Origin of the sequence: uncultured Sphingopyxis sp., assembly GCF_900078365.1 — a bacterium.
Classification (GTDB): Bacteria; Pseudomonadota; Alphaproteobacteria; order Sphingomonadales; family Sphingomonadaceae; genus Sphingopyxis.
This window is the reverse complement of the sequence record NZ_LT598653.1, coordinates 1,808,138-1,831,574: the sequence shown is the minus strand read 5'-3', so window position 1 is coordinate 1,831,574 and position 23,437 is coordinate 1,808,138. Positions and strand designations below refer to the sequence as shown.

General features: G+C 63.3%; 18 protein-coding genes. 5 read left to right on the top strand and 13 right to left on the bottom strand.

The window, feature by feature from the left end; genetic code table 11:
* Nucleotides 1-75: 75 nt before the first annotated feature.
* A complete protein-coding gene (uvrC, locus tag QZL87_RS08370; RefSeq protein ID WP_295326282.1) occupies nucleotides 76-2,010 on the bottom strand; it encodes an excinuclease ABC subunit UvrC in 1,935 nt (644 codons plus the stop codon).
* 71 nt (nucleotides 2,011-2,081) lie between these two features.
* Here uvrC and QZL87_RS08365 point away from each other — a divergent pair, with 71 nt between their 5' ends.
* Nucleotides 2,082-2,801, top strand: coding sequence for an SDR family NAD(P)-dependent oxidoreductase (locus QZL87_RS08365; protein ID WP_295326280.1), 720 nt, complete (start codon nucleotides 2,082-2,084; stop codon nucleotides 2,799-2,801).
* 203 nt (nucleotides 2,802-3,004) lie between these two features.
* Here the strand turns inward: QZL87_RS08365 and QZL87_RS08360 are convergent, their stop codons facing one another.
* The 4 genes from QZL87_RS08360 to QZL87_RS08345 all read right to left on the bottom strand — a co-directional run bounded on the left by QZL87_RS08360 (nucleotide 3,005) and on the right by QZL87_RS08345 (nucleotide 8,227).
* Complete coding sequence (locus QZL87_RS08360; RefSeq protein ID WP_295326278.1) at nucleotides 3,005-4,030, bottom strand: adenosine deaminase; 1,026 nt, start codon at nucleotides 4,028-4,030, stop codon at nucleotides 3,005-3,007.
* Nucleotides 4,023-4,598: a phosphoribosyltransferase family protein gene (locus QZL87_RS08355; RefSeq protein ID WP_295326276.1), complete on the bottom strand. Its 576-nt coding sequence runs from the start codon at nucleotides 4,596-4,598 to the stop codon at nucleotides 4,023-4,025. The genes QZL87_RS08360 and QZL87_RS08355 overlap by 8 nt, the downstream gene beginning before the upstream one ends.
* A 193-nt stretch (nucleotides 4,599-4,791) precedes the next feature.
* The gene (locus QZL87_RS08350) at nucleotides 4,792-5,931 is read right to left on the bottom strand and encodes a zinc-binding dehydrogenase (protein ID WP_295326274.1); all 1,140 of its coding nucleotides are present in this window, start codon (nucleotides 5,929-5,931) and stop codon (nucleotides 4,792-4,794) included.
* Between the two features lie 202 nt (nucleotides 5,932-6,133).
* Entirely contained in the window at nucleotides 6,134-8,227 is a 2,094-nt protein-coding gene (locus QZL87_RS08345) for a hypothetical protein (RefSeq protein ID WP_295326272.1), read from the bottom strand.
* A 330-nt stretch (nucleotides 8,228-8,557) separates the two neighbouring features.
* Here QZL87_RS08345 and QZL87_RS08340 point away from each other — a divergent pair, with 330 nt between their 5' ends.
* The gene (locus QZL87_RS08340; RefSeq protein WP_295326270.1) at nucleotides 8,558-9,082 is read left to right on the top strand and encodes a hypothetical protein; all 525 of its coding nucleotides are present in this window, start codon (nucleotides 8,558-8,560) and stop codon (nucleotides 9,080-9,082) included.
* Between the two features lie 325 nt (nucleotides 9,083-9,407).
* Here the strand turns inward: QZL87_RS08340 and QZL87_RS08335 are convergent, their stop codons facing one another.
* From QZL87_RS08335 to QZL87_RS08305, 7 genes are all read right to left on the bottom strand, one after another.
* Complete coding sequence (locus QZL87_RS08335) at nucleotides 9,408-12,785, bottom strand: TonB-dependent receptor (protein ID WP_295326268.1); 3,378 nt, start codon at nucleotides 12,783-12,785, stop codon at nucleotides 9,408-9,410.
* A gap of 83 nt (nucleotides 12,786-12,868) precedes the next feature.
* Entirely contained in the window at nucleotides 12,869-13,933 is a 1,065-nt protein-coding gene (locus QZL87_RS08330) for a FecR domain-containing protein (RefSeq protein WP_295326265.1), read from the bottom strand.
* Nucleotides 13,930-14,439 (bottom strand): sigma-70 family RNA polymerase sigma factor, encoded by a 510-nt coding sequence (locus QZL87_RS08325; protein WP_295326263.1) that lies wholly within the window; start codon nucleotides 14,437-14,439, stop codon nucleotides 13,930-13,932. Before QZL87_RS08325 ends, QZL87_RS08330 begins: the two co-directional genes overlap by 4 nt.
* 246 nt (nucleotides 14,440-14,685) lie before the next feature.
* Nucleotides 14,686-15,438 carry a 3'(2'),5'-bisphosphate nucleotidase CysQ gene (locus tag QZL87_RS08320; RefSeq protein WP_295326261.1) on the bottom strand — a complete coding sequence of 251 codons (753 nt, stop codon included), beginning with the start codon at nucleotides 15,436-15,438 and terminating at the stop codon, nucleotides 14,686-14,688.
* A gap of 2 nt (nucleotides 15,439-15,440) precedes the next feature.
* Nucleotides 15,441-17,342 carry a sulfate adenylyltransferase subunit CysN gene (gene cysN / locus QZL87_RS08315; RefSeq protein ID WP_295326259.1) on the bottom strand — a complete coding sequence of 634 codons (1,902 nt, stop codon included), beginning with the start codon at nucleotides 17,340-17,342 and terminating at the stop codon, nucleotides 15,441-15,443.
* Nucleotides 17,342-18,247: a sulfate adenylyltransferase subunit CysD gene (gene cysD, locus QZL87_RS08310; RefSeq protein WP_295326257.1), complete on the bottom strand. Its 906-nt coding sequence runs from the start codon at nucleotides 18,245-18,247 to the stop codon at nucleotides 17,342-17,344. The genes cysN and cysD overlap by 1 nt, the downstream gene beginning before the upstream one ends.
* An 82-nt stretch (nucleotides 18,248-18,329) precedes the next feature.
* Entirely contained in the window at nucleotides 18,330-19,232 is a 903-nt protein-coding gene (locus QZL87_RS08305) for a LysR family transcriptional regulator (RefSeq protein WP_295326254.1), read from the bottom strand.
* Nucleotides 19,233-19,332: 100 nt separating this feature from the next.
* Here QZL87_RS08305 and QZL87_RS08300 point away from each other — a divergent pair, with 100 nt between their 5' ends.
* The 3 genes from QZL87_RS08300 to QZL87_RS08290 are packed head-to-tail and all read left to right on the top strand — an operon-like array spanning nucleotide 19,333 to nucleotide 21,124.
* On the top strand, nucleotides 19,333-20,502 hold the full coding sequence (locus QZL87_RS08300; RefSeq protein WP_295326252.1) for an isovaleryl-CoA dehydrogenase: 1,170 nt from the start codon (nucleotides 19,333-19,335) through the stop codon (nucleotides 20,500-20,502).
* Between the two features lie 26 nt (nucleotides 20,503-20,528).
* Nucleotides 20,529-20,849 carry a hypothetical protein gene (locus tag QZL87_RS08295; RefSeq protein ID WP_295326250.1) on the top strand — a complete coding sequence of 107 codons (321 nt, stop codon included), beginning with the start codon at nucleotides 20,529-20,531 and terminating at the stop codon, nucleotides 20,847-20,849.
* A complete protein-coding gene (locus tag QZL87_RS08290; protein ID WP_295326248.1) occupies nucleotides 20,846-21,124 on the top strand; it encodes a hypothetical protein in 279 nt (92 codons plus the stop codon). The genes QZL87_RS08295 and QZL87_RS08290 overlap by 4 nt, the downstream gene beginning before the upstream one ends.
* A gap of 91 nt (nucleotides 21,125-21,215) precedes the next feature.
* On the opposite strand, the gene QZL87_RS08285 is transcribed toward QZL87_RS08290, so the two are convergent.
* The gene (locus QZL87_RS08285; RefSeq protein WP_295326246.1) at nucleotides 21,216-23,300 is read right to left on the bottom strand and encodes a M13 family metallopeptidase; all 2,085 of its coding nucleotides are present in this window, start codon (nucleotides 23,298-23,300) and stop codon (nucleotides 21,216-21,218) included.
* Nucleotides 23,301-23,437 lie beyond the last annotated feature (137 nt).

The following is a 23,437-nucleotide window of genomic DNA, read 5'->3' as shown; positions in this document are numbered from 1 at the left end:
AGTCGCAGCGGGGTGGTGTCCTGAACCGGCGTCCACCACCCCAAACCCCTCCTCTGAAGAGGAAGGGCTTAATTGTCACCTCCCCGCATGGTAGAAATCATGCACCGCCTGCGCGACCGCGGCGCTGACGCCTGGCGCCTTTTGCAGATCCTCGAGGCTCGCGCCGCGCACCGCGCGGGCGGTGCCGAAGTGCATCAGCAGCGCTTTCTTGCGCGCGGGGCCGATGCCCGGCACCTCGTCGAGCGGCGAGCTGCCCATCGCCTTCGCGCGTTTCTGCCGGTGCGCGCCGATCGCGAAGCGGTGCGCCTCGTCGCGCAATCGCTGAATATAGAAGAGCACCGCATTGTTCGTCGGCAGCGTGAATTCGCGCCCGTCGGGCAGGTAGAAGGTCTCGCGCCCGGCGTTGCGGTCCGGCCCCTTGGCGACGCCCACATAAGGAAGATCGTCGATCCCGAGCTCGGCGAACACCGCCGACACGGCCGACACCTGCCCCTTGCCGCCGTCGATCAGCACCAAGTCGGGCCATTCGCCCTTCGTCCGCTCGGGGTCCTCCTCGATCGCGCGTGCGAAGCGGCGCTGGAACACTTCGCGCATCATCGCGAAATCATCGCCTGGCTGCGTCTCGGCGCGCTTGATGTTGAACTTGCGATAGGCGCCCTTGATCCAGCCCTCGGGCCCCGCGACGACCATCGCGCCGAGCGCGTTGGTGCCCTGGATATGGCTGTTGTCGTAGATTTCGATGCGCTGCGGCGGCGCGTCGAGGTCGAACAGCTCGGCCAATTCGCGCCCGAGCTTCGCCTGGCTGCTGCTCTCCGCGAGCCGCCGGTCGAGTTCCTCGCCCGCGTTGCGCACCGCCTGTTCGAGCAGGCGGCGGCGGTTGCCGCGTTGCGGCACGCTGATTTCGACCCTGCGGTTCGCGCTCTCGCCCAGGGCCTCGGCGAGCAGCGCGCATTCGGCAGGCTCGCGGTCGACGAGGATCGTCTTCGGCGGCGGCACGCCTTCGTAGAATTGCATCAGGAAGCTCGCCATCACCTCGCTCTCGGGCACGCCGGCGACATGCGCGGGAAAGAAGCTGCGATGCCCCCAATTCTGGCCGCCGCGGATGAAGAAGCCCGCGATGCACAGCTGCCCGCCCTTCGCCGCGAGCGCGAACACATCGGCGTCGCCGAGACCGTCGGCGTGGACTGACTGGCTGCCCTGGATGAAGGTCAGCGCCTTCAGCCGGTCGCGGAGCACCGCCGCCTGCTCATAGTCCATCGCCTCGGCGGCGCGCGTCATCGCGTCGCCCAGCCGCTTCTGCACTGCGGTCGAGCGGCCTTCGAGGAAGTCCTGCGCGTCGCTGACCAGCCCGGCATAATCTTCCTTGGAGATGCGGTCGACGCACGGCGCGCTGCACCGCCGGATTTGATAGAGCAGGCACGGGCGCGAGCGGTTGGCGAAGAAGCTGTCGGTGCAGCTTCTGAGCAGGAAGGTCTTCTGCAGCGCGTTGAGCGTCTGGTTCACCGATCCGGCGCTGGCGAAGGGCCCATAATAACGCCCCTTCGCGCGCCGCGCGCCGCGGTGCTTTTGCACGCGCGGGAAATCATGGTCGGCGCGCAGCAGAATGAAGGGGAAGCTTTTGTCGTCGCGCAGCAGCACATTGTAGGGCGGGCGGTACCGTTTGATCAGCTGGGCTTCGAGGAGCAGCGCCTCGGCCTCGCTCACCGTCGTGACGATCTCCATCGCGCGCGTCTGCGCGACCATGCGCTGGAGCCGCTGCGGCAGGCGCGCGACCTGAGTGTAATTGGTGACGCGGTTCTTGAGCGCGCGCGCCTTCCCCACATAGAGCACGTCGCCGCGGGCATCGAGCATGCGGTAGACGCCCGGACGCGCCGGCAATTTACGCACGACGCTGCGGATCGCCTCTGCGCCGCGTTCGAGGTCGGGCTGGTCCCCCTCCCCGTCGCCGCCGCGGATCACATAGGTCGCTTTTTCTTCGTTGAATCGGTCGGGAGCATTCGGGCGGGCCATGATTTTGCATGTAGGCGATGGCGATGCGACCCGCCATAGTGCGCGAGGTAAAAGCGCATGGGAGGGGTCGCATGAACTTACGAGGAAAGCTCGCACTAGTCACTGGCGGCAGTGACGGCATCGGGCGCGAGATCGCGCTGCAATTGCAGGGCGCGGGCGCCGACGTCATCGTCACGGGCCGGTCGGCGGAGAAACTGCGGGCGATGGCGGGGCTCGGATTCGGAACGATCGCGGGCGATCTTTCGATGCCGGCGGGCATCGACGCGGTCATTGAGGGCGTGGCGGGCAAGCCGCTCGCGCTGCTCGTCAACAATGCGGGCGTCGGCAGCGAATATGCGCTGGACCGACCCGAAACGCTCGACGATGCGGCGCATTGCATCCGCACCAATCTCGACGCGCCAATCGCGCTTTGCACCCGGCTGTTACCGCTGCTTCGCGCGCAGCCCGAAGCCGTGATCGTCAACGTCACGTCGGGCCTAGCGATCGCCCCGCGCGCGGGCGGGCCGGTCTATTGCGCGACCAAGGCGGGGTTGCGCAGCTATACGCAGGCGATCCGCCATGTGCTGAAGCACAGCCATGTCCGCGTGATCGAGGCGCTGCCGCCGGTAGTCGAAACCAATATGACCGCGGGCCGCGCGGGCCGGAAGATGAACGCGCACGACTGCGCCGCCGAGATCGTCCGCGGCATCCGCACCGGCAAAAGCGAGGTGAATGCCGGGATGGTGAAGCTGCTCCAGCTGGTTCACAGCATGTCGCCCGCGCTCGCGCGGCGGATCATGATCCGGTTTTGAGGCGGAGATTAATAAGCCAAACCATGAACCCGGCGTCCGGTTTGGGGCGGAGAGCTGCCATTTCCTATCTTCGTCATTCCCGCGAAAGCGGGAACCCAGAGCGTGCGTCGGCTGACCCCGCACTGGGTTCCCGCTTTCGCGGGAATGACGAGTTATGGGATACCAAGCGTCGCATTTTAGTCGCAACCGATTATCGCCGCCAGTCAGGCGCAGGCGTCGATCGCGGTCATATGCTTCGCCTTGTCGGCATCGCTCAGGAACGATCCGGTAAAGCTGTTGCGCGCGAGCGTGACGAGTTCGTCCCTCGACAGGTCGAGCGCATCGGCGACCGCCTGGTAATTGGCGCCGACATAGCCGCCGAAATAGCTGGGATCGTCGCTGTTCACCGTGGCCTTGAGACCCGCATCGAGCATGGTCTTCAGCGGATGGGCGGCGATGTCGTCGACGACGCAGAGCTTGAGGTTCGAGAGCGGGCAGACGGTCAGCGTCATGCCTTCGGCGGCGAGCCGCGCGACGAGCGCGGGGTCCTCGAGGCTGCGATTGCCATGGTCGATGCGATCGACCTTCAAGAGATCGAGCGCTTCGCGGACATATTCGGGCGGCCCTTCCTCGCCGGCGTGCGCGACGGTCTTGAGGCCCAGTCGCTTCGCGCGTGCGAAGACGCGTTCGAACTTGGCGGGAGGATGCCCGACTTCGGACGAGTCGAGCCCGACGCCGGCGATGCGATCGAGATATGGCAGCGCCGCGTCGAGCGTCGCTTCGGCCTCGTCCTCGCTGAGGTGGCGGAGAAAGCACATGATGAGCTTCGACGTCATGCCGTAGCTCGCTTCGGCATCGTCGAGCGCGCGTGTGATGCCCGCGACAACGGTGCCGAAGGCGACGCCCCGCGCCGTGTGCCCCTGCGGATCGAAGAAAATCTCGACGTGCCGGACATTGTCGGCATGCGCGTGCGCGAGGTATGCGGCGGTCAGGTCATGGAAGTCCTGCTCGCGGTGGAGCACGCCCATGCCCTGATAATAGATGTCGAGAAAATCCTGGAGGTTCGAGAAGGCATAGGCCGCGCGCACTTCCTCGACGCTGGCAAAGGGGATCGCGACCCGGTTGCGCTGCGCCAGCTCGAACATCAGCGCGGGTTCGAGCGATCCTTCGATTTGGAGGTGCAGTTCTGCCTTGGGCAGTTCCGCTATTAAGGCGGCGCGTTCTTCGCGCGAGGCGAAACCTTCATGCATTTGGCTCCTTCTCTTTCCCTAGGATGATCGCCGCCTCGGGCTTGTGTCGGCGGATTTCCTCGTTCGTCAGCCCGTCTATCTCGTGCGGGAAGATCAGCCAGCGGTCGGTTTCGTGAACGAAGAAATCGGGGCGGAGATCGGTGACATTGCGGCCGGGCTTGAACCAGACGGTGGCGATGCGGATGTCGCGCGGCATATTGTGGCGGCAGCGCGCCTTCAATTCGGCGATGAAGGCGCGGATGCTGCGACCGCTGTCGAACACATCGTCGATAATCAGCAGCCGGTCGTCGGGATTGAGCGTGTCGATCAGGTAGCCGAGCGCGAACACCTTCACTTGCGGGTCCTGCTGGTCGATGCCTTTGTAGGAGGAGGTGCGGATCGCGATATGGTCGCAATGGTGGCCGTGATAGTCGAGCAGTTCCTGCACCGCGATCCCGACCGGCGCGCCGCCGCGCCAGATGCCGACGAGGTGCGTCGGCCTGAAATCGCTGCCCACCACCTGCATCCCGAGACGCAGCGAGTCGGCGAGCAGTTCGTTGGCGCTGATGAAGATTTTGTCGTCGCTCATGGAGAGCGGAGTAATCTTCCGGGCGGGACGCCGCAAGATAGGGCGGTATTGGGGTGGAAAGCGGACATTTCAGTTCCGTCATCCCGGCGAAGGCCGGGATCTCACCCTAACGGTTTATCGCACCGGCGAGATCCCGGCCTTCGCCGGGATGACGATGGAAAGAATGTCGTATTCCGGCCAATTCCAGCCGCCGTCAGCCGTGCGGCCTGATCAGATATTTCTCGCCCGTGCGCTTCGCGTTATAGGCCTGCGCCGTGTCGAGGTTCAGTGCCTCCGTCAGCGACACTTCATGGCTATAGTGGCTCTTGAACGTCGTCGTCAGTTCGTCGACGACGCGCTGGCGCATCCGGCTCACGACGTCCACCCCGGCCTTCGCCATGAAGGGCGTCAGCAGGAAGCCGCCGAGCGCCCAGGTCAGGCCGAAGCTGCGCGCCGAGAAGGTCGTCGGCGACAGGTCGAGCGCGCCATAGATATAGACCTGCTTGAAGGTGTCGGAACCATAGCGGCTGTAGGCCGTCATCTTGCGCACCGCTGCCGCTTCCATCGCGGTCAGGATCTGGCCCGCGAGCTTGCCGCCGCCGGTCGCGTCGAAACCGAGCGTCGCGCCGGTTTCGGCGATCGCATCGACCAGCCGATCCATGAAATCATCGGCGCTGCTGTTGACGATATATTTCGCGCCGATTCCTTTCAAAATCTCGACCTGCGCGTCGCTGCGCACGATGTTGACGAGCGGAATGCCGTCCTTCGCGCAGATTTTCACGAGCATCTGGCCGAGGTTCGACGCGGCGGCGGTGTGGACGATCGCGCTGTGATTCTCCATCCGCATCGTTTCGGTGAAAGCAAGGCTGGTCAGCGGATTGACGAAGCAGGAGGCGCCGTCGGCGGGATCGGTGCCGTCGGGCAGCGGCATCACCATCTGGACGGGCAGGCAGCGATATTCGGCGTACATCTCACCGCCGAGCAGCGCGACGGTCTTGCCGAGCAGCGCCTGCGCCTCGGGCGAATCGCCCGCCGCGACCACGGTGCCGCAGCCTTCGTTGCCGATCGCGAGCGCATCGCCGATGCGCCCGCCCATCGCGCGCATCCCCGCGGGCGGCACGTCGGCGGTGATGACGGGCAGGCCGTCACGCGTCGAAGCGCGCGCCGTCGTCATGTCGGCGCCGCCGAACAACAGGCCGAGGTCCGACGGGTTGATCGGTGCAGCGAGCACCTTGACCAGCACTTCGTGCGACTTCGGCACCGGCATCGGACGGCGCTCGAGCGACACTTCGAGCTGCCCTTCGGGCTTCACGAGCGTCAGCATGGTAAGGTTGGTTTCAGGCAGGTCGGTCATCATGCGTCTCCCGTGTTCGGTTTCTCGATGAAACTGGTTTAGGGGGCGCCGGCTTGACTGGCAACCTCTCCCTCATTCGTCATCCCGGCGAAGGCGAGGCCGCCGGCCTTATAACATGCTTGTCACCGGGTTGCGGATTTGCCGCATCACGCCCCGTTTCAAGGCTCGGCCCCGATCCGATGACCGACCGAGGCCCGCGCGCCTAGAATTGCTTCTGGATGCCGATCTGAATGGTGCGGCCCAGTGGCTCTACTTCATAGCGCCGGTATCCTGCCGGAATGCTTCCGTCGGCCAGCCTGACACGGCGGTAGGTGTCGAACAGATTCTGGACATCGAGCGTGAGGCGGAGCTTGGAGAGCCAGGACCTTTTCCCGGACGCTGGTCGCAATTGGCCCGGCTCGAAGAACAGCCCCAAATTGAACTGTGTCGTTGCGGGATAGACGAAATCCCGCTGCCCGCCCGGATTCGCGGCATCGCGAACGCGAGCCGCGCTCTGCCAGTTCCCGCTGAGATTGGCTCCCAGGCCCCGCCACCCGGCGTTGACCTGCAACGCCAGCGTATGACGGGACTGGCCGCCGTCACCGCCGAGCCGGTCGAGCAGCGGCAGTCCGGGCGCGATCAGCAATTCGCTTCGCAACTGCCAATTGTGCCTGAGCGACAGCGTAATTTGTCCATTGTCCCATATCCTCGCTTTCGGAACGCCGCTATAGGCCACCTTGGCCTTTCCAGCGAAGAACAGCGTGACGCTGCTGCTGAGCTGCGACGTCAGGTCGCGCTCGATCGGGATAGGGCGCGCGTCGATCGACACGAGACGCCCATCGGCATCGCGCACGATCCGGTCGGCGAAAATGGGCTCGGTCGTGGGGCCGAGCTGCGGGAACGGGGCAATGCCGCCGCGTCCGACCTGCCGCTGATAATCGGTCGTGAAGGTCACCAGCTGGCTGCCGAAGGGGCGCAGCGTCGCACGGAGTGAAAGCAGGCGCTGGCTGCCGCTGCGAAGCTCGGGATTGCCTCCGAGAATCCAGATCGTTTCGGCTGTTTCCTGGCGGAGATAATCATAGAGACGCATCGTGGTTTCGGTCCGCGGTGCATTAAGAAGCTCGGCGGACAGCACCATTTCCGAATAGGTCAGCGACGCGCGCAGGTCGAGCGCGGCGATAGGCGACCAATTGAGACCCAACGTGTAGCGCGATCGCTGTTTTTCGTGCGAAGCCATGTCGAGGCCGCCGACAAGGTCGACCGAAATATTGCCGATGGCGCCGAGAAAAGGCGTATCGCGGCTGGTGACGGGGATAGCGAACGACAGCTGGGTCGTAAGCTGGTTGCGCCGAAACGCGCTCGTGGGCCCTTCGTCGCTCCGCGAGCGCAAGACGCTGCGATTGCCGCCGATCATGAGATTTGAGGTCAGCGGTCCTGCCGGCAGCGCCGCGACCGTTTTATTGACAAAGAGCTGGGCGTTCCAGTTTTCGCTTTTCGACGAACTCCGGCGACCCGGCGCCGACGCGCTGTCTTCGAACAGATTCTCGCCCCAGTTTCGCGCGTAGCTCGCGGAAAGGCTGGTCTGAAAGCCGCCGATCGCCCCCCCCAATGTCGTCGACAGATTGAAGGACCTTGTGTCCTGCCGGTCCCGCAATAGCCGGTTACCGTCGCGTCCGAGCAGGCCGCGGTTCCCGTTCACACCCGCGCTGAGGCTCAGCGACCCCGAAAAATCACCGATCGGATGCGTGACACCCGCGGTGAAATCGACACCGCGGGTCGACGGAAACAGGCTTTTGTAGCGGTCCTCTTCGTCGGACAGCGACATGCGCTCGCTGCGCAGCAGGCGGCGCGCGCGCGACACCCGCACACCGGCATTCCAATAGGTCGGTCCGTCGATCGCGACACGGTTCGCCGAAAACGTCTCGGCGTCGCGCCCGCCGGCGGTCGGCAGCGTTGCCGTCGCCCTCAGCGTCCAGCTCGCGAAATGCGGCTTGAGGACGAGGTTCACCACGCGCTGGTCCGCAGGATAGCCATAGCGCGCGGCGGCTTCGGGGGGCAGGATCGCGAGCCGGTCCAGGGCTTCGGGCGGAAAGCCTTCGATGCCCGTCGAATCGCCGACGCGTTTGCCGTTGACGAGCAGCGCCGGCGGCTTGCCCCGGCCGTCAATCAACGGCGCGAGGTCGCGTATCAGTTCGCCGATGGTGAACGCGCCGTACATGCCGATCCGATCTTCGCCGAGTTCGGCCTCGGGCTCGACCAGCGCCTCGCCGCGGCGCGCCGTGACGACGATCTCCCGAGGATCGGCATCAGGCGGCATCCCATATACCGCCGATTTTTCGACTTCGTCGGCAGCTTTCGCGCCCGCGCCCGATGAAGGTGCTTGGGCATCGGCAGGGCCCGCACCGGCGATACATAGAAAGATCGCAAGAACCTCAAGCAGCGAGGTAGAAAACAATCCCGGATGGTAGCAGAATTTCGCCGCGGGCCTGCCATGCCCGCGTCCCTGTCGCGCAAAACTGCCATCGAGAGGCAAAGGATAATCCCGAACCATCATATCCGCGCAAAAAGCGGGCGCCTTGATCGGGCGCCCGCCAAGTTGGGACCGCCATCCCGATCCGATGGCGGCTCCGAGAGGAGCCGTTAAGGGTTGAAGACGCTAAGCGGCGGAGTCGCCGCGGTCTGGCTGAGGACACCCCTGATCCGGCACGGGGCTGTTCCGCCGGAGGTAGAGGGAATATTCGAGAGTCCATCCTGGAACGCAATAGTGCGCGGCACTGGGGTGTTGCCGCCCCAAAGGAAAGAGAGGCTTCCACTGCACGTGCCGGCGGGGAACGCAATATTCACGGTAACGGCCGGTACCTTAGCAACCGGCAATGCCGATACATCAAGAGGAGCGCTAGGGAGGCCAGTGAAGGTGATACCCGGGCAGATGAGGCCGCCGGAGAGTGTAACCGACTGCAGTCTGGGAACGCTCGACGAAACATCAACCTTGGCGTCAACGCTGCAACTCGTCCATATCCCCAGACTCTTTTGGACTTCCAGGGTTCCCGTAAAACTGTGCAAGCCATCCGGCGTGGCGCTGGCATGGGCGATGCCCGGAGTAGCCAGCGCGAGCGCGGTCGCGCTAATAACAGAGAACTTTTTCATATCAACTCTCCTGTTAGCCGTTTGAATTATATTCAAGCATCAAGCGAATCGATGCAATTTAAAAATAAAAATTCTATGAGATTTAATCAAGATTAAATATTGATTCACCAATATACGTATTAATACTTAAGATTATATTTAGAAAATAGCTTCCCTCTACAGAAACATAGTTTCTGCATCATATTCTTACGCATTTATAACTTTTCAATATTATTCAAATATCAATCGAGAAATGCTATTGCCATTCATGGCCCGGTGCCGGACCGGACGCGCCGATGATCTATTTGCGAACCTTGCCCCCCCGCTTTCGCGGGGGCGGGCGCTGGCGCCGAAGGAGGACAGGCCCGTCATCAGAACCGCTTCGTCGCGCTGAACCCGATGATGCGCGGGTCGAGCGTGAAGACGTTGGTGCTGAGCAGGGAGTCGTCGCTGTTGGTGAAGGAGTCGGTGATGGGTGTCTTGTTGAAGACATTCTTGACATAGAGTTGCAGCGCGAAATCATCCGCCGGCCGCGCGAGCGTAACCGCGAGGTTGACATTGTCCCAAGCTTTCAATCGATCATATTCGGTATTGTAGACGCGCGCAAAGCTCTTCGACTGACGGTAGTAATCGCCGCGGAAGGTCAGTTCCCAATCGCCACCGTCGATGAAGGCGGTATATTGCGCGCCCAGATTGAAGGTCAGCCGGGGCGAGTTGGGCAATTCATTGCCGCCAAGGTCAGCAAAAAAGCCGCGCCCGCCATTCGGCGCGCCGCTGACCTGGCTGCGCCACGCATCGGGATTCGCCGGATCATAGGGCACCAACGCTCCGACAGTATCGGGATTATATGGCGCAAAGGGATCGTAAGTGAAGCCATAAGCCTGTGCCAAATAGCCGAGCACGTCAGTAGCGGGATCGAAGGTACCGAAGGACTTGGATTGGCCGCATAAGGCGTAGGTAGCCTCGTAATTTACAGCCGCCGGATCCACTTCCCGAATCCGTTCCACATAGGCGCGCGGCGCAATGCAATTGGAGGGAACCTGAAGAAACGGCCTGACCACTACCCAATCATCATCGCCTTGCGTGCGATTCATGACATCGATCGATTGCGAACCTTCCTTCAACCGGGTCTTCAGATAACCAAGATTGGCATCGACGCGGAAGGCGCGCGATGGCCGCCAGGCGGCTTCGAATTCCAGCCCCCAACTCGTCGCATCGAAATTTTCGTTGAGCGCAATCCGGTCCACGATCTGCGAGACCTGGTAATCCTTATAATCATAATAGAAGCCCGTGGCGTTCAGGGTAAAACGCCCGCCATCGAAGCTGTTCTTTATGCCCACTTCAAAGGCGTTGACATATTCGGGCTTAAATGTGGGAGAAATATCGGAAAACTGGACATTGATGTCGGAGATCCCGGGTCGCGCCGGATTGGCGCCGCCGCCCTTGTATCCACGCGAAGCCGACGCATAGACCAGGCTGTCATCGGTAAATGACCAGTCCGGTTTCCAGTCGATCACCAGTCGTCCGGTCGGTTTTGTCCAGCGCTGAACGAGTGGCGGATCGGCTGGATACCCCCCGCTGACGGAACCGCCGCTGGTGCCACCACCGCCCAGGAGAAGCTGGCTGGGATAAAGGACGGCGCGTTTGCTGTCACGGGTCAGGCGCAGCCCGGCGGTAACCTTCACATTGTCGGTAACGTTCCAATAGGCTTCACCGAAAAAGCCCCAGCTTTTGGTCCGCACATTGTTGCGACTGAGAAAATAATTATGCCCCTGTTCGTCGAGTGAATCGATCGGATTGGGATCGATATAGACACAATCCCCTGTCGTTACATCGGGACCGCAAAGATCATATCTGTACGCACCGTTAGACGAGCCATCCTGAGCTCTATTATACCGGTTATAGGCGATGAACGTATAAAGATTGTTGAAAACGAAATAATCGTCCTGCGATTTGAAATCGAGATAATTGACGCCAAGGTTGAAATTGAACGGCCCGTCGAAATCCGATTGCAGGCGGAATTCCTGCGACCATTGGCGGTTGCGCGACCGGCTGAGATCCATCGAAAGGATGCGGTCCGAACAGCCGAGTTGCGGATCGCAAAATATCCCGCCCGGCGCGGCGTAAGTCTGGTCGATCGGTAGGGGCTCTTCGCCGAAAACCAGCGGCGGCAGCGGCGGCGGCATCGGAATGATGATCTGTGGCGGCCCGTCCACCAATCCCAACGTATCGTTGAATATCGGCGCCGATACATAGCGGTTATAATCCTGTGTCGAAAAATATCGGTCGCGCGCATAGGCCGTCTGCGAAACGAATTTCACCGTATCGGTAACGTCGAATTCCAGATTGCCCTGGAAAACATCATTTTTGGCCCGAAACACCGGATCGATGCTCGTCGCAATCTCGCGCAGATTGCGCGATTGCACGGCATTGGCGAAGGGATCGCCGGGCCTCAGGCCCTCCACAAGGTCATATGTACCCGGAATATAGCCCATCCTCACATATCCGCTATTGCCCGCGACCACCGCCGCATAGCCGCTGGCGTTGGGGGTTCCATAGGCCGCGTCATCGTAAAGCGAGCCGGGTAGACAGCCCTGGCTGAGGCGCCCCTGAATATTTTCCGGCACGACAACCCCGCCGATCGTCGCCGGCCCCGGATCGCGCGTGCAAAGTTGTTTGCCGGTGCGCGACCGGTTGTCGTCTTCCTCGAAATGCTGCCAGATGATATTGGCCCTGAAGCGGTCGCTGGGTTCCCATGCGACAATGGCCCTGGTCGACCAGAGGTCGCGGTCATTGACGCGCCGCTGCGTGATTGTGTTGTAGTCGAAGCCGTCGCGGCTCGTCAGCGCGCCCGATAAGCGAAAGGCCAGTGTGTCGGTGACGGGCACGTTGATCATGCCCTGCAAGCGCATCGACTTGTAATTGCCGACCTCAACCTTGGCGTCGAGACCGAAATCCTGTTCGGGAAGCGCCGGGATGATATTGACCACGCCGCCCGTCGCGTTGCGTCCGTAGAGCGTGCCCTGCGGACCACGCAGCACCTCGACGCGAGCGAGATCGAAAAATTCGGATTCGAACAGCCGGTTGCGGATGAGGGGGGTGTTGTTGAAGCTGACGGCGACCGCCGGGTCGGACGATGCCGATATCGCCTTCGTCCCGATCCCGCGGATCGAGATGTTATACATGCTGAAATTGGCCTTGGAGAAGCTCATATTCGGAACCGCGCGCAGCAGCTCCGCTCCCCCCTCGATCTTATGATCGTCGAGCGCGGCGGACGACAGCGCCGTCATCGCGATCGGCACGTCGACGATCCTCTCCGCCTTTTTCTGTGCCGTCACGATGATTTCGGCGGTGTCGCTGCTGTCCGGCGCCGAAGCCTGCGTAGCCATTACGACCGGCGCCGCACTCGCCATCTGGACAGGAGCCTGTGCGATCGTCCGCGCCGGGCTGACGATGAAGATCTTTCCTTTGCGATGATAGGCCATCCCGGTTCCGCGAAGCAGCTCGCGGAGCGCCTCTTCTGCACCCGACCGCGACCGAAGCGCCTCGCTGCGCTTGCCTCGCACGGCTTTGCCATCGAAGATGACCTGTACGCCCGACGCGCGCGCGAAGGCGCGTAGCGCGCCGCCCAGATCCTGGGCCGGAATATCAAACTGCTGAATCTGGCGCGCTTCGGCCTGCGCGGGCGCCGACACGGAAACGAGCGCACCAACGGCAAGGCTCGACAATAGATAGCGACGGTTAGACATATTCTCTCCCTCTATGCGAGGGATCGATATTTCCGCCCCCCTGTCATAAAGACGATCCAGTCGCCGATTTTGGCCTATTATTTTTAACTTCTGCTATTTTTTTTCTTATCTGTTCCAGAATTTACTGTTTTAATCAAAATTTTGTCGCCTGTGTCATGCGCGGACAGCGGATAGAGCGATGTGACGCCCTTGACGAAGCTGTCGGTGTCGCCCGCATCGAACACGCCGTTGACAAGATGGCGGCCCGCCGCCGCATCGCCGATGACGATCGGCGATGCGGCGTAACGGTTCATCCGCTCGACCGCATCCGCCAGCGGCATGTCGACAAAATCGACGCGGCCGCCTTCCCAGCCGAGCGAGCGCTCGGCTTCGACAGGCAGGACTTCCGCAGCACCGGATGAAAGATTGGCCACCAATTCCTGTCCGGGCAAAAGCTGGGTTGTCGCCGATGCCGGTCGCCGCGCCCTGATATTGGCCGCGGCGATGGCACGCGGCACGACCGCGACCTGTCCTTCGAACAGCAGGACCCGGAGTTGATCTTTCAGCAGTTCGACGCTGAAACTCGTACCCACCGCGACCACCGACTGCGAACCGGCGGTCACCGTGAACGGCCGGAGCGGATCTTTCGCCACGTCGAACTTGGCCCGGCCGCGCTCGAGCGTGACCGCGCGCCGTTCGTCGGTGAAGGACACCAGCATCCGGCTGGCGGCGTCCAGCGAGACGCTGGACCCGTCATCGAGGCGAACGATCCGCCGTTCACCCACGGCGGTAGCATAGACGTCGGGACTCTCGGCCCAGTACCAGGCGCCGCCCCCCGCCGTCAGCGCGAACGCGGTCAGCGCCCCGAAAGCGTGGCGGCGGGTCAAGCTTCGCGATGGCTGCTCATTATGGGTCCGGGCGCTTTCCATCGTCGTCAGCGCCTTGGCGCGAAGCGACAGAAAGCCAGGAAGTTCCGCGATCGCGTCGGTGCCTTGCCACACCGCCACCATCTGCTCGAAATATTGGGCGTGGCGCTCGTCGGCGGCGAGCCATTCGTCGAAATCGGCCTGCTCGGCGGAGGTGAGCGGCCGCTCGGCAATCCGCAGGCACCAGGCGGCGGCCCGTTCTTCCTGCTCGGCAAAACCGTCGTTGTCGTTCTCGGGAATCATGCCTGCTGTCTCATCCGACGGGCAAGAAAGACCAGCGCGCGCGAGATATGCTTGTCGACCGTCCGCAGGTGGAATCCGAAATTGTCGGCAATCGTCTGCTTGGGAATATCCTCGACGCGGTACAATATGAATATCTGCTGCGTGGGTTCGGGCAGCGCCTGGATCGCGGCCCAGAGGACCGAAATGCTTTCGCGCGCCGAAGCGATCCGGAAGGGGTCGAAGGGATCGATGCCCACGCCGCCTTCGCTTCGCACGGCGTCGGCGAAGTGTCGGCGCACAAGATCGTGGCGGGCACGATCCTTGATGAGATTCGCCGCGATCCGGAAAATATAGGCGGCACTCGTCTCTTCGATATTCGCTTGCGTTCGCATCAGCCGTACGAAAACCTCCTGGGTCATGTCCTCGGCCTCAGCGAGACCCGTGACCCGACGCGAAAAAAAGGCGATCAGCGGCGGCCGGAATTTCCGGGTCAGCCGTTCCAGTTCGGAGACAGATTCCGCTGCCACCCCGCTCCTCCTGATCCGTTACCTATCTAAAACGGCCATCAAGGCAAAATGCGCCTCCCTTTTTTTTGAGTGGACGATCGAATGATACGGCGGGGACTTCATCAAGGTGGACATACACGGCGGCTGCGTTCGCCGGCGCCCGGCCTCAGCATGAATCGCGAATTGAAGGCGACGCACCCGAGGTGCTTAAATCGCGACATCAAGCGAGTTATTACGTCGGTGTTCCGGCGACGGCCGGGATGACGATTATGCGAGGGAAGAATATTCTGCCGCCACCCGCAACACCTCTTCGGCGAGTTCTTTACGGCAGATCAGCAGATCGGGCAGATAGGTGTCGGGGTTGTTGTAGCGGATCGGCGAGCCATCGACGCGGCTGACGTGAAGGCCCGCGGCCTGCGCCACAGCGACGGGAGCGCAATTGTCCCATTCATATTGACCGCCGGTGTGGAGGTAGATGTCGGCCTGCCCAAGCACCACCGCCATCGCCTTGGCGCCCGCCGAGCCCATGGCGAGCAGTTCGGCATGGAACCTTTCGGCGACGAAGACTGCTTCGGCGGCGGGGCGAGTGCGGCTGACGAGCATGCGGAGTGGCTGGTTTGCCGGTTGAAGCGCAACCGGCACACCCGAAGTCAACGTGACGCCCAAACCCGGCAACGCGACCGCGCCGACCGTGGCGACACCATCGACGGCGAGCGCGACATGCACCGCCCAATCGTCCCTGCCCTCGCCATATTCGCGCGTGCCGTCGAGCGGATCGATGATCCAGACGCGCGAGTTGCTACAGCGCGCGGGGTTATCCTTTTCCTCTTCGGACAGCAGCGCATCGGCGGGCCGTGTGGCGCGAATCTCGCGGCAGAGCATCGCGTTCGCCCGCTCATCGCCCGCTTTCCCCAACGTCTTGCCGTCAAGCCCGCCCCGCGCGCGCAGATCGAGCAGGATCGCGCCCGCCGCCGTCGCGAGCCGTTCGGCCAGTTGTTCGTCGGTCTCCGCTGCGGTCATATCTACCCCAGCAGACGATCGATGATCATGTCCGCCGCCTCTTCGGGCGTCATCGCGGTCGTGTCGATGCGGATCTCGGGATTTTCGGGTGCCTCATAGGGGCTGTCGATCCCGGTGAAATTCTTGAGCTGCCCCGCGCGCGCCTTCTTGTAGAGGCCCTTGACGTCGCGCCGTTCGGCCTCGGCCAGCGGGGTGTCGATGAACACCTCGATAAACTCGCCCTCGGGCAGCATCGCGCGCACCATCTCGCGCTCCGCCCGGAAAGGCGAGATGAAGGCGGTGATGACGATCAGCCCCGCATCGCTCATCAGCTTGGCGACCTCGCCCACGCGGCGGATATTCTCGATCCGGTCGGCCTCGGTAAAACCGAGGTCGCGGTTGAGGCCGTGGCGGACATTATCGCCGTCGAGCAGGAAGCTGTGCCGGTTCATCCGGTGCAGCTTCTTCTCGACGAGGTTCGCGATCGTCGACTTGCCCGAGCCGGAAAGGCCGGTGAACCAGAGCAGCGCGGGGCGCTGGTTCTTGAGGTTCGCGCGCATGTCGCGGTCGATGTCGGTCGCCTGCCAGTGGACATTCTGCGCGCGGCGCAGGCTGAAATGCAGCATCCCCGCGGCGACCGTCGCGTTGGTCAGCTTGTCGATGAGGATGAAGCCGCCCAGCGCGCGGTTGTCGCCATAGGCTTCGAAGGTGATCGGCTTGTCGGTCGACAGCTCGACGACGCCGATGCCGTTGAGGTCGAGCGTCTTCGCCGCGAGATGGTCGAGCGTGTTGACGTTGATCTCGTACTTCGGCGCCTGAACCGTCGCCGAGACGCTCTGCGTCGCGAGCTTGAGCCAATAGGCGCGGCCCGGGATCATCGCCTCGTCGGCCATCCACACCAAAGTCGCCTCGAACTGATCGGCCGCCTCGGGCGGCGCGTCGGCGGCGGCGATCACGTCGCCGCGCGAGCAGTCGACCTCGTCGGCGAGGGTCAGCGTAACCGACTGCCCGGCCACCGCTTCGTCCAGATCGCCGTCGAGGGTGACGATGCGATCAATCGTCGTCGTCTTGCCGCTCGGCAAGATACGGACCGCATCGCCGGGCTTGACCTTGCCGCTCGCGAGCTGGCCCGAGAAGCCCCGGAAATCGAGGTTCGGGCGGTTGACCCACTGCACCGGCATACGGAACGGCTTCGCCTCGTCGGTGGCGCTGCCGATCTCGACAGTTTCGAGATGCTCGATCAGCGCCGGCCCCTTGAACCAGGGCGTATTGTCCGAGAGCGCGGTGATATTGTCGCCCTTGAAGCCCGAGATCGGGATCGCGGTGAAATGGGTGATGCCGATCTCGCTCGCGAAGGCCCGGTAAGCCAGCATGATGCGGTCGAAGACGCTCTTGTCGTATCCGACAAGGTCCATCTTGTTCACCGCGAGCACGATATGTTTGATCCCGAGCAGATGCGCGAGGAAGCTGTGGCGGCGCGTCTGCGTCAGCACGCCCTTGGTGGCGTCGATCAGGATGATGGCGGCATCGGCAGTCGAGGCGCCGGTGACCATGTTGCGCGTGTACTGCTCGTGCCCCGGCGTGTCGGCGACGATGAACTTGCGCTTCTCGGTGGTGAAGAAGCGATAGGCGACGTCGATCGTGATCCCCTGTTCGCGTTCGGCGGCGAGGCCGTCGACGAGCAATGCGAAGTCGATCTCCTGCCCCTGCGTGCCGACGCGCCTGCTGTCGGCTTCGAGCGCGGCGAGCTGGTCCTCGAAGATCATCTTCGAGTCATAGAGCAGCCGCCCGATCAGCGTCGACTTGCCGTCGTCGACCGAGCCGCAGGTGATGAAGCGGAGCAGCGACTTCTTTTCATGGCCCGCCAGATAGGCGTCGATATCCTCGGCGATGAGAGCGTCGGTGACGTAGATGGGGTCCGTCATCAGAAGTACCCCTCCTGCTTCTTCTTTTCCATGCTGGCGTCGCCGCCATCCTTGTCGATGATGCGGCCCTGCCGTTCGCTGGTCGTGGTGAGCAGCATTTCCTGGATGACTTCGGACAGGGTCGTCGCCCCGCTCTCGACCGCCCCGGTGAGCGGATAGCAGCCGAGGGTGCGGAAGCGCACCGAACGTTCGACAGGCGTCTCGCCGGGAAGCAGCGGGAAGCGGTCATCGTCGACCATCAGCAGCAGGCCGTCGCGCGCGACCGTCGGGCGCGGCGCAGCAAAGTACAGCGGCACGATCGGGATATTTTCCCGCGCGATATATTGCCAGATGTCGAGCTCGGTCCAGTTCGAGATCGGGAAGACGCGGATGCTCTCACCCTTCGCCTTGCGGGCGTTGTAGAGGTTCCAGAGCTCGGGACGCTGCTTCTTGGGATCCCAGCCGTGGCTCGCGGTACGGAAGGAGAAGATGCGCTCCTTGGCGCGGCTCTTTTCCTCGTCGCGGCGCGCGCCGCCGAAGGCGACGTCGAAGCCGTGGAGGTCGAGCGCCTGCTTGAGTCCCTCGGTCTTCCACATGTCGGTGTGGAGCGGACCATGATCGAACGGATTAATTCCGCGCGCCTTCGCCTCAGGGTTCTGGTAGACGATGAGCTCCATGCCGCTTTCGGCCGCCATGCGGTCGCGCAGCTCATACATCGCCTTGAATTTCCATGTCGTATCGACGTGGAGCAGCGGGAACGGCGGCGGCGAGGGATAGAAGGCCTTGCGCGCGAGATGGAGCATCACCGCGCTGTCCTTGCCCACGCTGTAGAGCATCACGGGCTTGGCCGCGTCGGCCATCACTTCGCGCATGATATGGATGCTCTCGGCCTCGAGCCGGTCGAGATGGGTCAGCGTATCGATCATGCCCCGCCCTTGCCGCCCCCATTGACGGTGCGCAAACTGTATGGCCTTTCGAGGGGGCAAGCCAGACTTGTGAGGCACCCGATCATGCCGCGGCATCGACCCTCGTCTGCCGCCACTCGGCCGCGATGGCGCCGATCGTTTCCAGCGCATGGGCGAGTTGCGGCGCGACCTCGGGCAAGGCCGCCCACGCGGGATCGGCGATCAGTCCCAGTTCGCGGCGGAAATCATATCCCGCGACCTTGAGCGGGACGATGCCGTCGATCGCGAGCGAGGCCGGCGCGGTGGTGATCCCGATTCCGGCGGCGACCATGCGCAGGCAACGCTCGTCGCTTTCGCTGCGCAACGCGAAGCGCGGGCGGACGCCGTGGCGCGTGAAGAAGCGGCTGGTCGCGTCGAGAAATTCGCACGAGCGGCGCGCGATCATTGTCTCGGCGGCGAGTTCCTCGGGCCCGACCTCGATGCGTCCGGCGAGCGGATGGTCCGACGCCATGAACATCAGCACCGGTTCTTCGTAAAGCGGCGTCACATGGCCGCCGCGCTCGCCTTCGCGCAGCGGAACCAGCGCCATGTTGATGCGCCCGCTGCCGAGTGCCGCGCGAAGTTCGGAGTCGCTGCTCTCGATCAACTCGATGGCGAAGCCGGGGCGCAGCGCCGACGCGATCGCCTGCAACAGCTCGGCCGGCACCGAGCGGATGACGCCGAGCTTCATCTCGCTCGCCCGATGGCCGGCCTCGCGGCCAAAGCCATCGGCGGCGCGAAAGCCGCGTTCCAGATCGCGCGCGATCGGCAGGAAGCGCCCGCCCGCCTCGGTCAGCCGGATCTGGCGGCGGTTGCGGATGAACAGCGGCGTGCCGACGAGTTTTTCGAGTTCGGCGATGCCGGTCGACAGCGCCGGCTGGGTGACGCGGATACGAAGCGCGGCCTGGGTGAAGCTTCCGGCATCGACCACGGCGAGGAACTGGCGGATATGCGTACGCTTTATCATAAATTTTTCTTATGCCGAATCTGCTTTCGTTTCAATTTCCATATGCCCGGCTTTTGAGGCACTATCACGCCCAGCCTCGCCCTCGATCGACAGGAACCTCATGCGCGCCACCCCCGATTTCGATTTCGCGCTCGGCGAAACTGCCGACATGATCCGCGAAACCACCGCCCGCTTCGCCGACGAACAGATCGCACCGCTCGCCGCCAAGGCCGATGCCGAAGACTGGTTTCCACGCGACGAGCTATGGACGCGGATGGGCGAACTCGGCCTCCACGGCATCACCGTCGAGGAAGAGTATGGCGGGCTCGGGCTCGGCTATCTTGAGCATGTGATCGCGGTTGAGGAAGTCTCGCGCGCTTCGGCCGCGATTGGCCTCTCCTATGGCGCCCACTCGAACCTCTGCGTCAATCAGATCCGCCGCTGGGGCAATTCCGAGCAAAAGGCGAAATATCTCCCCAAGCTGATCTCGGGCGAGCATGTCGGCAGCCTCGCAATGTCCGAAGCCGGCGCGGGCAGCGACGTCGTGTCGATGAAGCTGAAGGCCGACAAGGTTCAGGGCGGCTATGTGCTCAACGGCACCAAATTCTGGATCACCAATGCAACTTACGCAGACACGCTCGTCGTCTATGCCAAGACCAGCCCCGAGGCGGGATCGCGCGGCATCACGGCCTTCCTGATCGAAAAGGACATGCCGGGGTTCGCCATCGGGCAAAAGATCGACAAGGTCGGCATGCGCGGCTCGCCGACCGCCGAACTCGTCTTCACCGATTGCGAAGTGCCCGAAGAGCAGGTGATGGGCCCCGAAAATGGCGGAGTCGGCGTGCTGATGTCGGGGCTCGACTATGAGCGCGTCGTGCTCGCCGGGCTCCAACTCGGCATCATGCAGGCGTGCCTCGACACGGTCATCCCCTATGTTCGCGAGCGCAAGCAGTTCGGCAAGCCGATCGGTTCGTTCCAGCTGATGCAGGCGAAGGTGGCCGACATGTATGTCATGCTCCAGTCGGCACGCTCCTATGTCTACAACGTCGCCAAGGCGTGCGACGCGGGCCAGACGACGCGCTTCGACGCGGCGGGCGCGATCCTGCTCGCGAGCGAGAATGCGGTGAAGGTCGCGGGCGAGGCGATCCAGGCCTTGGGCGGCGCGGGCTACACCAAGGACTGGCCGGTCGAGCGTTACTGGCGCGATGCCAAGCTGCTCGACATCGGTGCCGGCACCAACGAAATCCGCCGCATGCTGATCGGCCGCGAGCTGTTCGCCGAAACGGCCTGACCTCGCTCTGGCTGTCGGCCGCCTTCATGGTGACGACGGCCGGGGTTCATTCGGTGCTTGGCTACAGGCGGCTGATCGTGCCGTTGCTGCGGAGCGGCGAAGGCTTGCTCGCCGATGCGCTCGTCCGCCGGATCGTCCGCTTCGCATGGCATGCGACTTCGGTCCTGATGCTCGTTTCGGCGGCGGCGGTGAGCTGGCCCGGCACGCCGAAAGGTTTGCTGGCCGTCATCGGCGCGGCGTGGCTGGCGACGGGGCTGTTCAATGCGGCCTATACCAGGGGGCGTCACATCGCCTGGCCGGTGCTGAGCGCGGCGGGCATCTTCGCGCTGATCGGCGGCTTACCATGAGCCAGACCTTGCTCGATGCCCTGCAATATTATGGCGCGGGCGCCGCGACGCTCGCGGCGTTGCTCGTCTCGCTCAATCTTGGGCGGCGCTGGACCGGCTGGGCGTTCGTCATCTTCGTGACGAGCAGCCTCGCGCTGATCGGATGGGGGTTCCTGCAACCCGACAGCGAAGGCATCGGGTGGCAGAATATCGCGCTGCTCGGCATCAACTGCGTCGGTGTCTACAGCCATTTGATTCGCAGGAAACCGGCGAAGCAACAGGCTTCCAATGATTAGCGTCATTGCGAGGAGCGAAGCGACGCGGCAATCCAGAGCAGGTGTAAACCGCCCTGGATTGCTTCGCTTCGCTCGCAATGACGAGCTTGTCTTACCCCCAGACGCGGACGCGCTTGTCGGGCGCGAGGTAAAGCTTGTCGCCTTCCTTGACGTCGAACGCCTTGTACCAGGCGTCGAGGTTGCGGACGGTCAGCGCGCGATACATGCCCGGCGCGTGGCCGTCGGTCGCGACGCGCGCGCGCAGCGCCTCGGCGCGCATCTTGGTCGCCCACGTCTGCGCATAGGCGATGAAGAAACGCTGGTCGCCGGTGAAACCGTCGATCACCGGCGCTTCCTTGCCGCCGAGCGACGCGCGGTAGGCATCATAGGCGGCCTGCAGCCCCGCGACGTCGGCGATATTCTCGCCCAGCGTCAGCTTGCCGTTGACCGCAAGGTCGGGGAACGGCTTGTAGGTGTCGAACTGCGCCGCAAGCGCGTCGCCCGCGGCGTCGAACTTCGCCAGGTCCGCCGGCGTCCACCAGTTGCGCAGCGCGCCGGTCGAGTCGAACGCCGCGCCATTATTGTCGAAGCTGTGGCTGATCTCGTGCCCGATGACGGCCCCGATCGCGCCATAGTTGAACGCCGGGTCGGCCTTGGCGTCGAAGAAGGGCGGCTGGAGGATCGCGGCGGGGAAGTTCAGCGCATTCTGCACCGGCAGGTTGACCGCATTGACCGTCTGCGGGGTCATCCACCATTCGCCCTTGTCCATCGGCTTGCCGATCTTCGCGAGCTGGTGCGCATATTCGGCCTTCTGCCCCGCGACTTCGTTCGCATAGGCGTTGTCGGCGCTGACGGCATAGCTGCCATAGTCGCGCCACGTCTCGGGATAGCCGACGCCGACGACAATCGTTTCGACCTTTCGGATCGCTTCCTTCTTTGTCTCGGGCGCCATCCAGTCGATGCCGTTCACACGGGTTGCGAACGCCGCCTTGATCCCTTTCACCATGTCGCCGACTTCGGCCTTTGCCGACGCAGGGAAATATTTCTCGGCATAGACGCGGCCGACCGCGTCGCCGAGGTCGGTGTTCAGCGCGCTGAGCGCACGCTTGTCGCGGCTGCGCTGCTGCGGTGTGCCCGCAAGAGTCGTCCCGTAAAAGGCGAAATGCGCGTTATCGATCGCGCTCGGCAGCACGTCGGCGTGGCTGTTGATCTGATGGAATGTCAGCCAGTCCTTCCACGCATCGAGCGGCTCCGACGCCACAAGCGCCGACAGGCCGGTGATCGCCTTCGCGTGATAGGCGCCGAACTTGCCCGCCTTGTCGAGCTTCGCCGCGACGAAATAGGCATCCCAGTCGATGCCGGGCGCCTTCTTCGCGAAATCGGCCTTCGCCCAGACGTCGGCCGATTTGGTAAAGTCCTCGCTCTGTTCGCGGCTGGCGTGCGCGCGCGCGATCTTGAGCTCGAGGTCATAGATGCGCTTGGCCTTCGCCGCCGCGTCGCTCTGCCCCGCCGCGGTCAGCAGCTTTTCGATATAGGCCTGATATTCGGTGCGAATCGCCGCCATTTTGGGGTCCGCCGACAGATAATATTCGCGCTCGGGAAGCCCGAGGCCGCCCTGCAGCATATAGGGGATCACCTCCCCCGGGGTCGCGAGCCCCTGCGTCACGAAGATGCCGAACAGATTCTCGGTGCCGAAGTCGGTGGCGTTGAGCGGGTCGACGTCGGCGCGCGTCTGTTCGCCAAGGACCTTCGACAGCGCCGCCTTGTCGGCGATCGCGGCGAAGCGCGCGAGGTCGGCCGCGACCGGCTTCATCCCCGCGGCGTCGATCGCCGGCCTGTTCATATAGGCCTTGTAAAAAGCGGCGATGCGTCCTTCATCGGTGTCGAGCGCCCCGCCCTTCTGAACGATCGCGCCGACGAGTTCGCGGACGCGCTTCTCGGTTTCGAGAAAGGCGATGGTGAAGGCGCCGATCGACGAGCGGTCGGCGGGAATCTCGGTCGTCCGGTCCCAATTGCCGTTGGCATAGGCGTAGAAATCATCGCCGGGCTTCACGCTCGTGTCCATCGCGGACTTGCTGATCCCGAGGTCGGTGCCGACAGTGTAGCCGGCCTCGGCCTTGTCGCCCTTCGAACAGGCAACGGGCCCCGCGACGATCGCGGCGGTCGAAAGCAATATGGTGAAGACGGCTTTTTTCATGGGAAGGACCTTGTTCTTAAACGGGTATGCGGGGGGGCATAGGCCTGTGACGAACCGGTTTCAACGCCAACCATTTTCGGCCTGCGGTCCTTGTCGCTCGACGAGCGGCGGGATAGTCCGGCCCGGCTTCAAAGGAG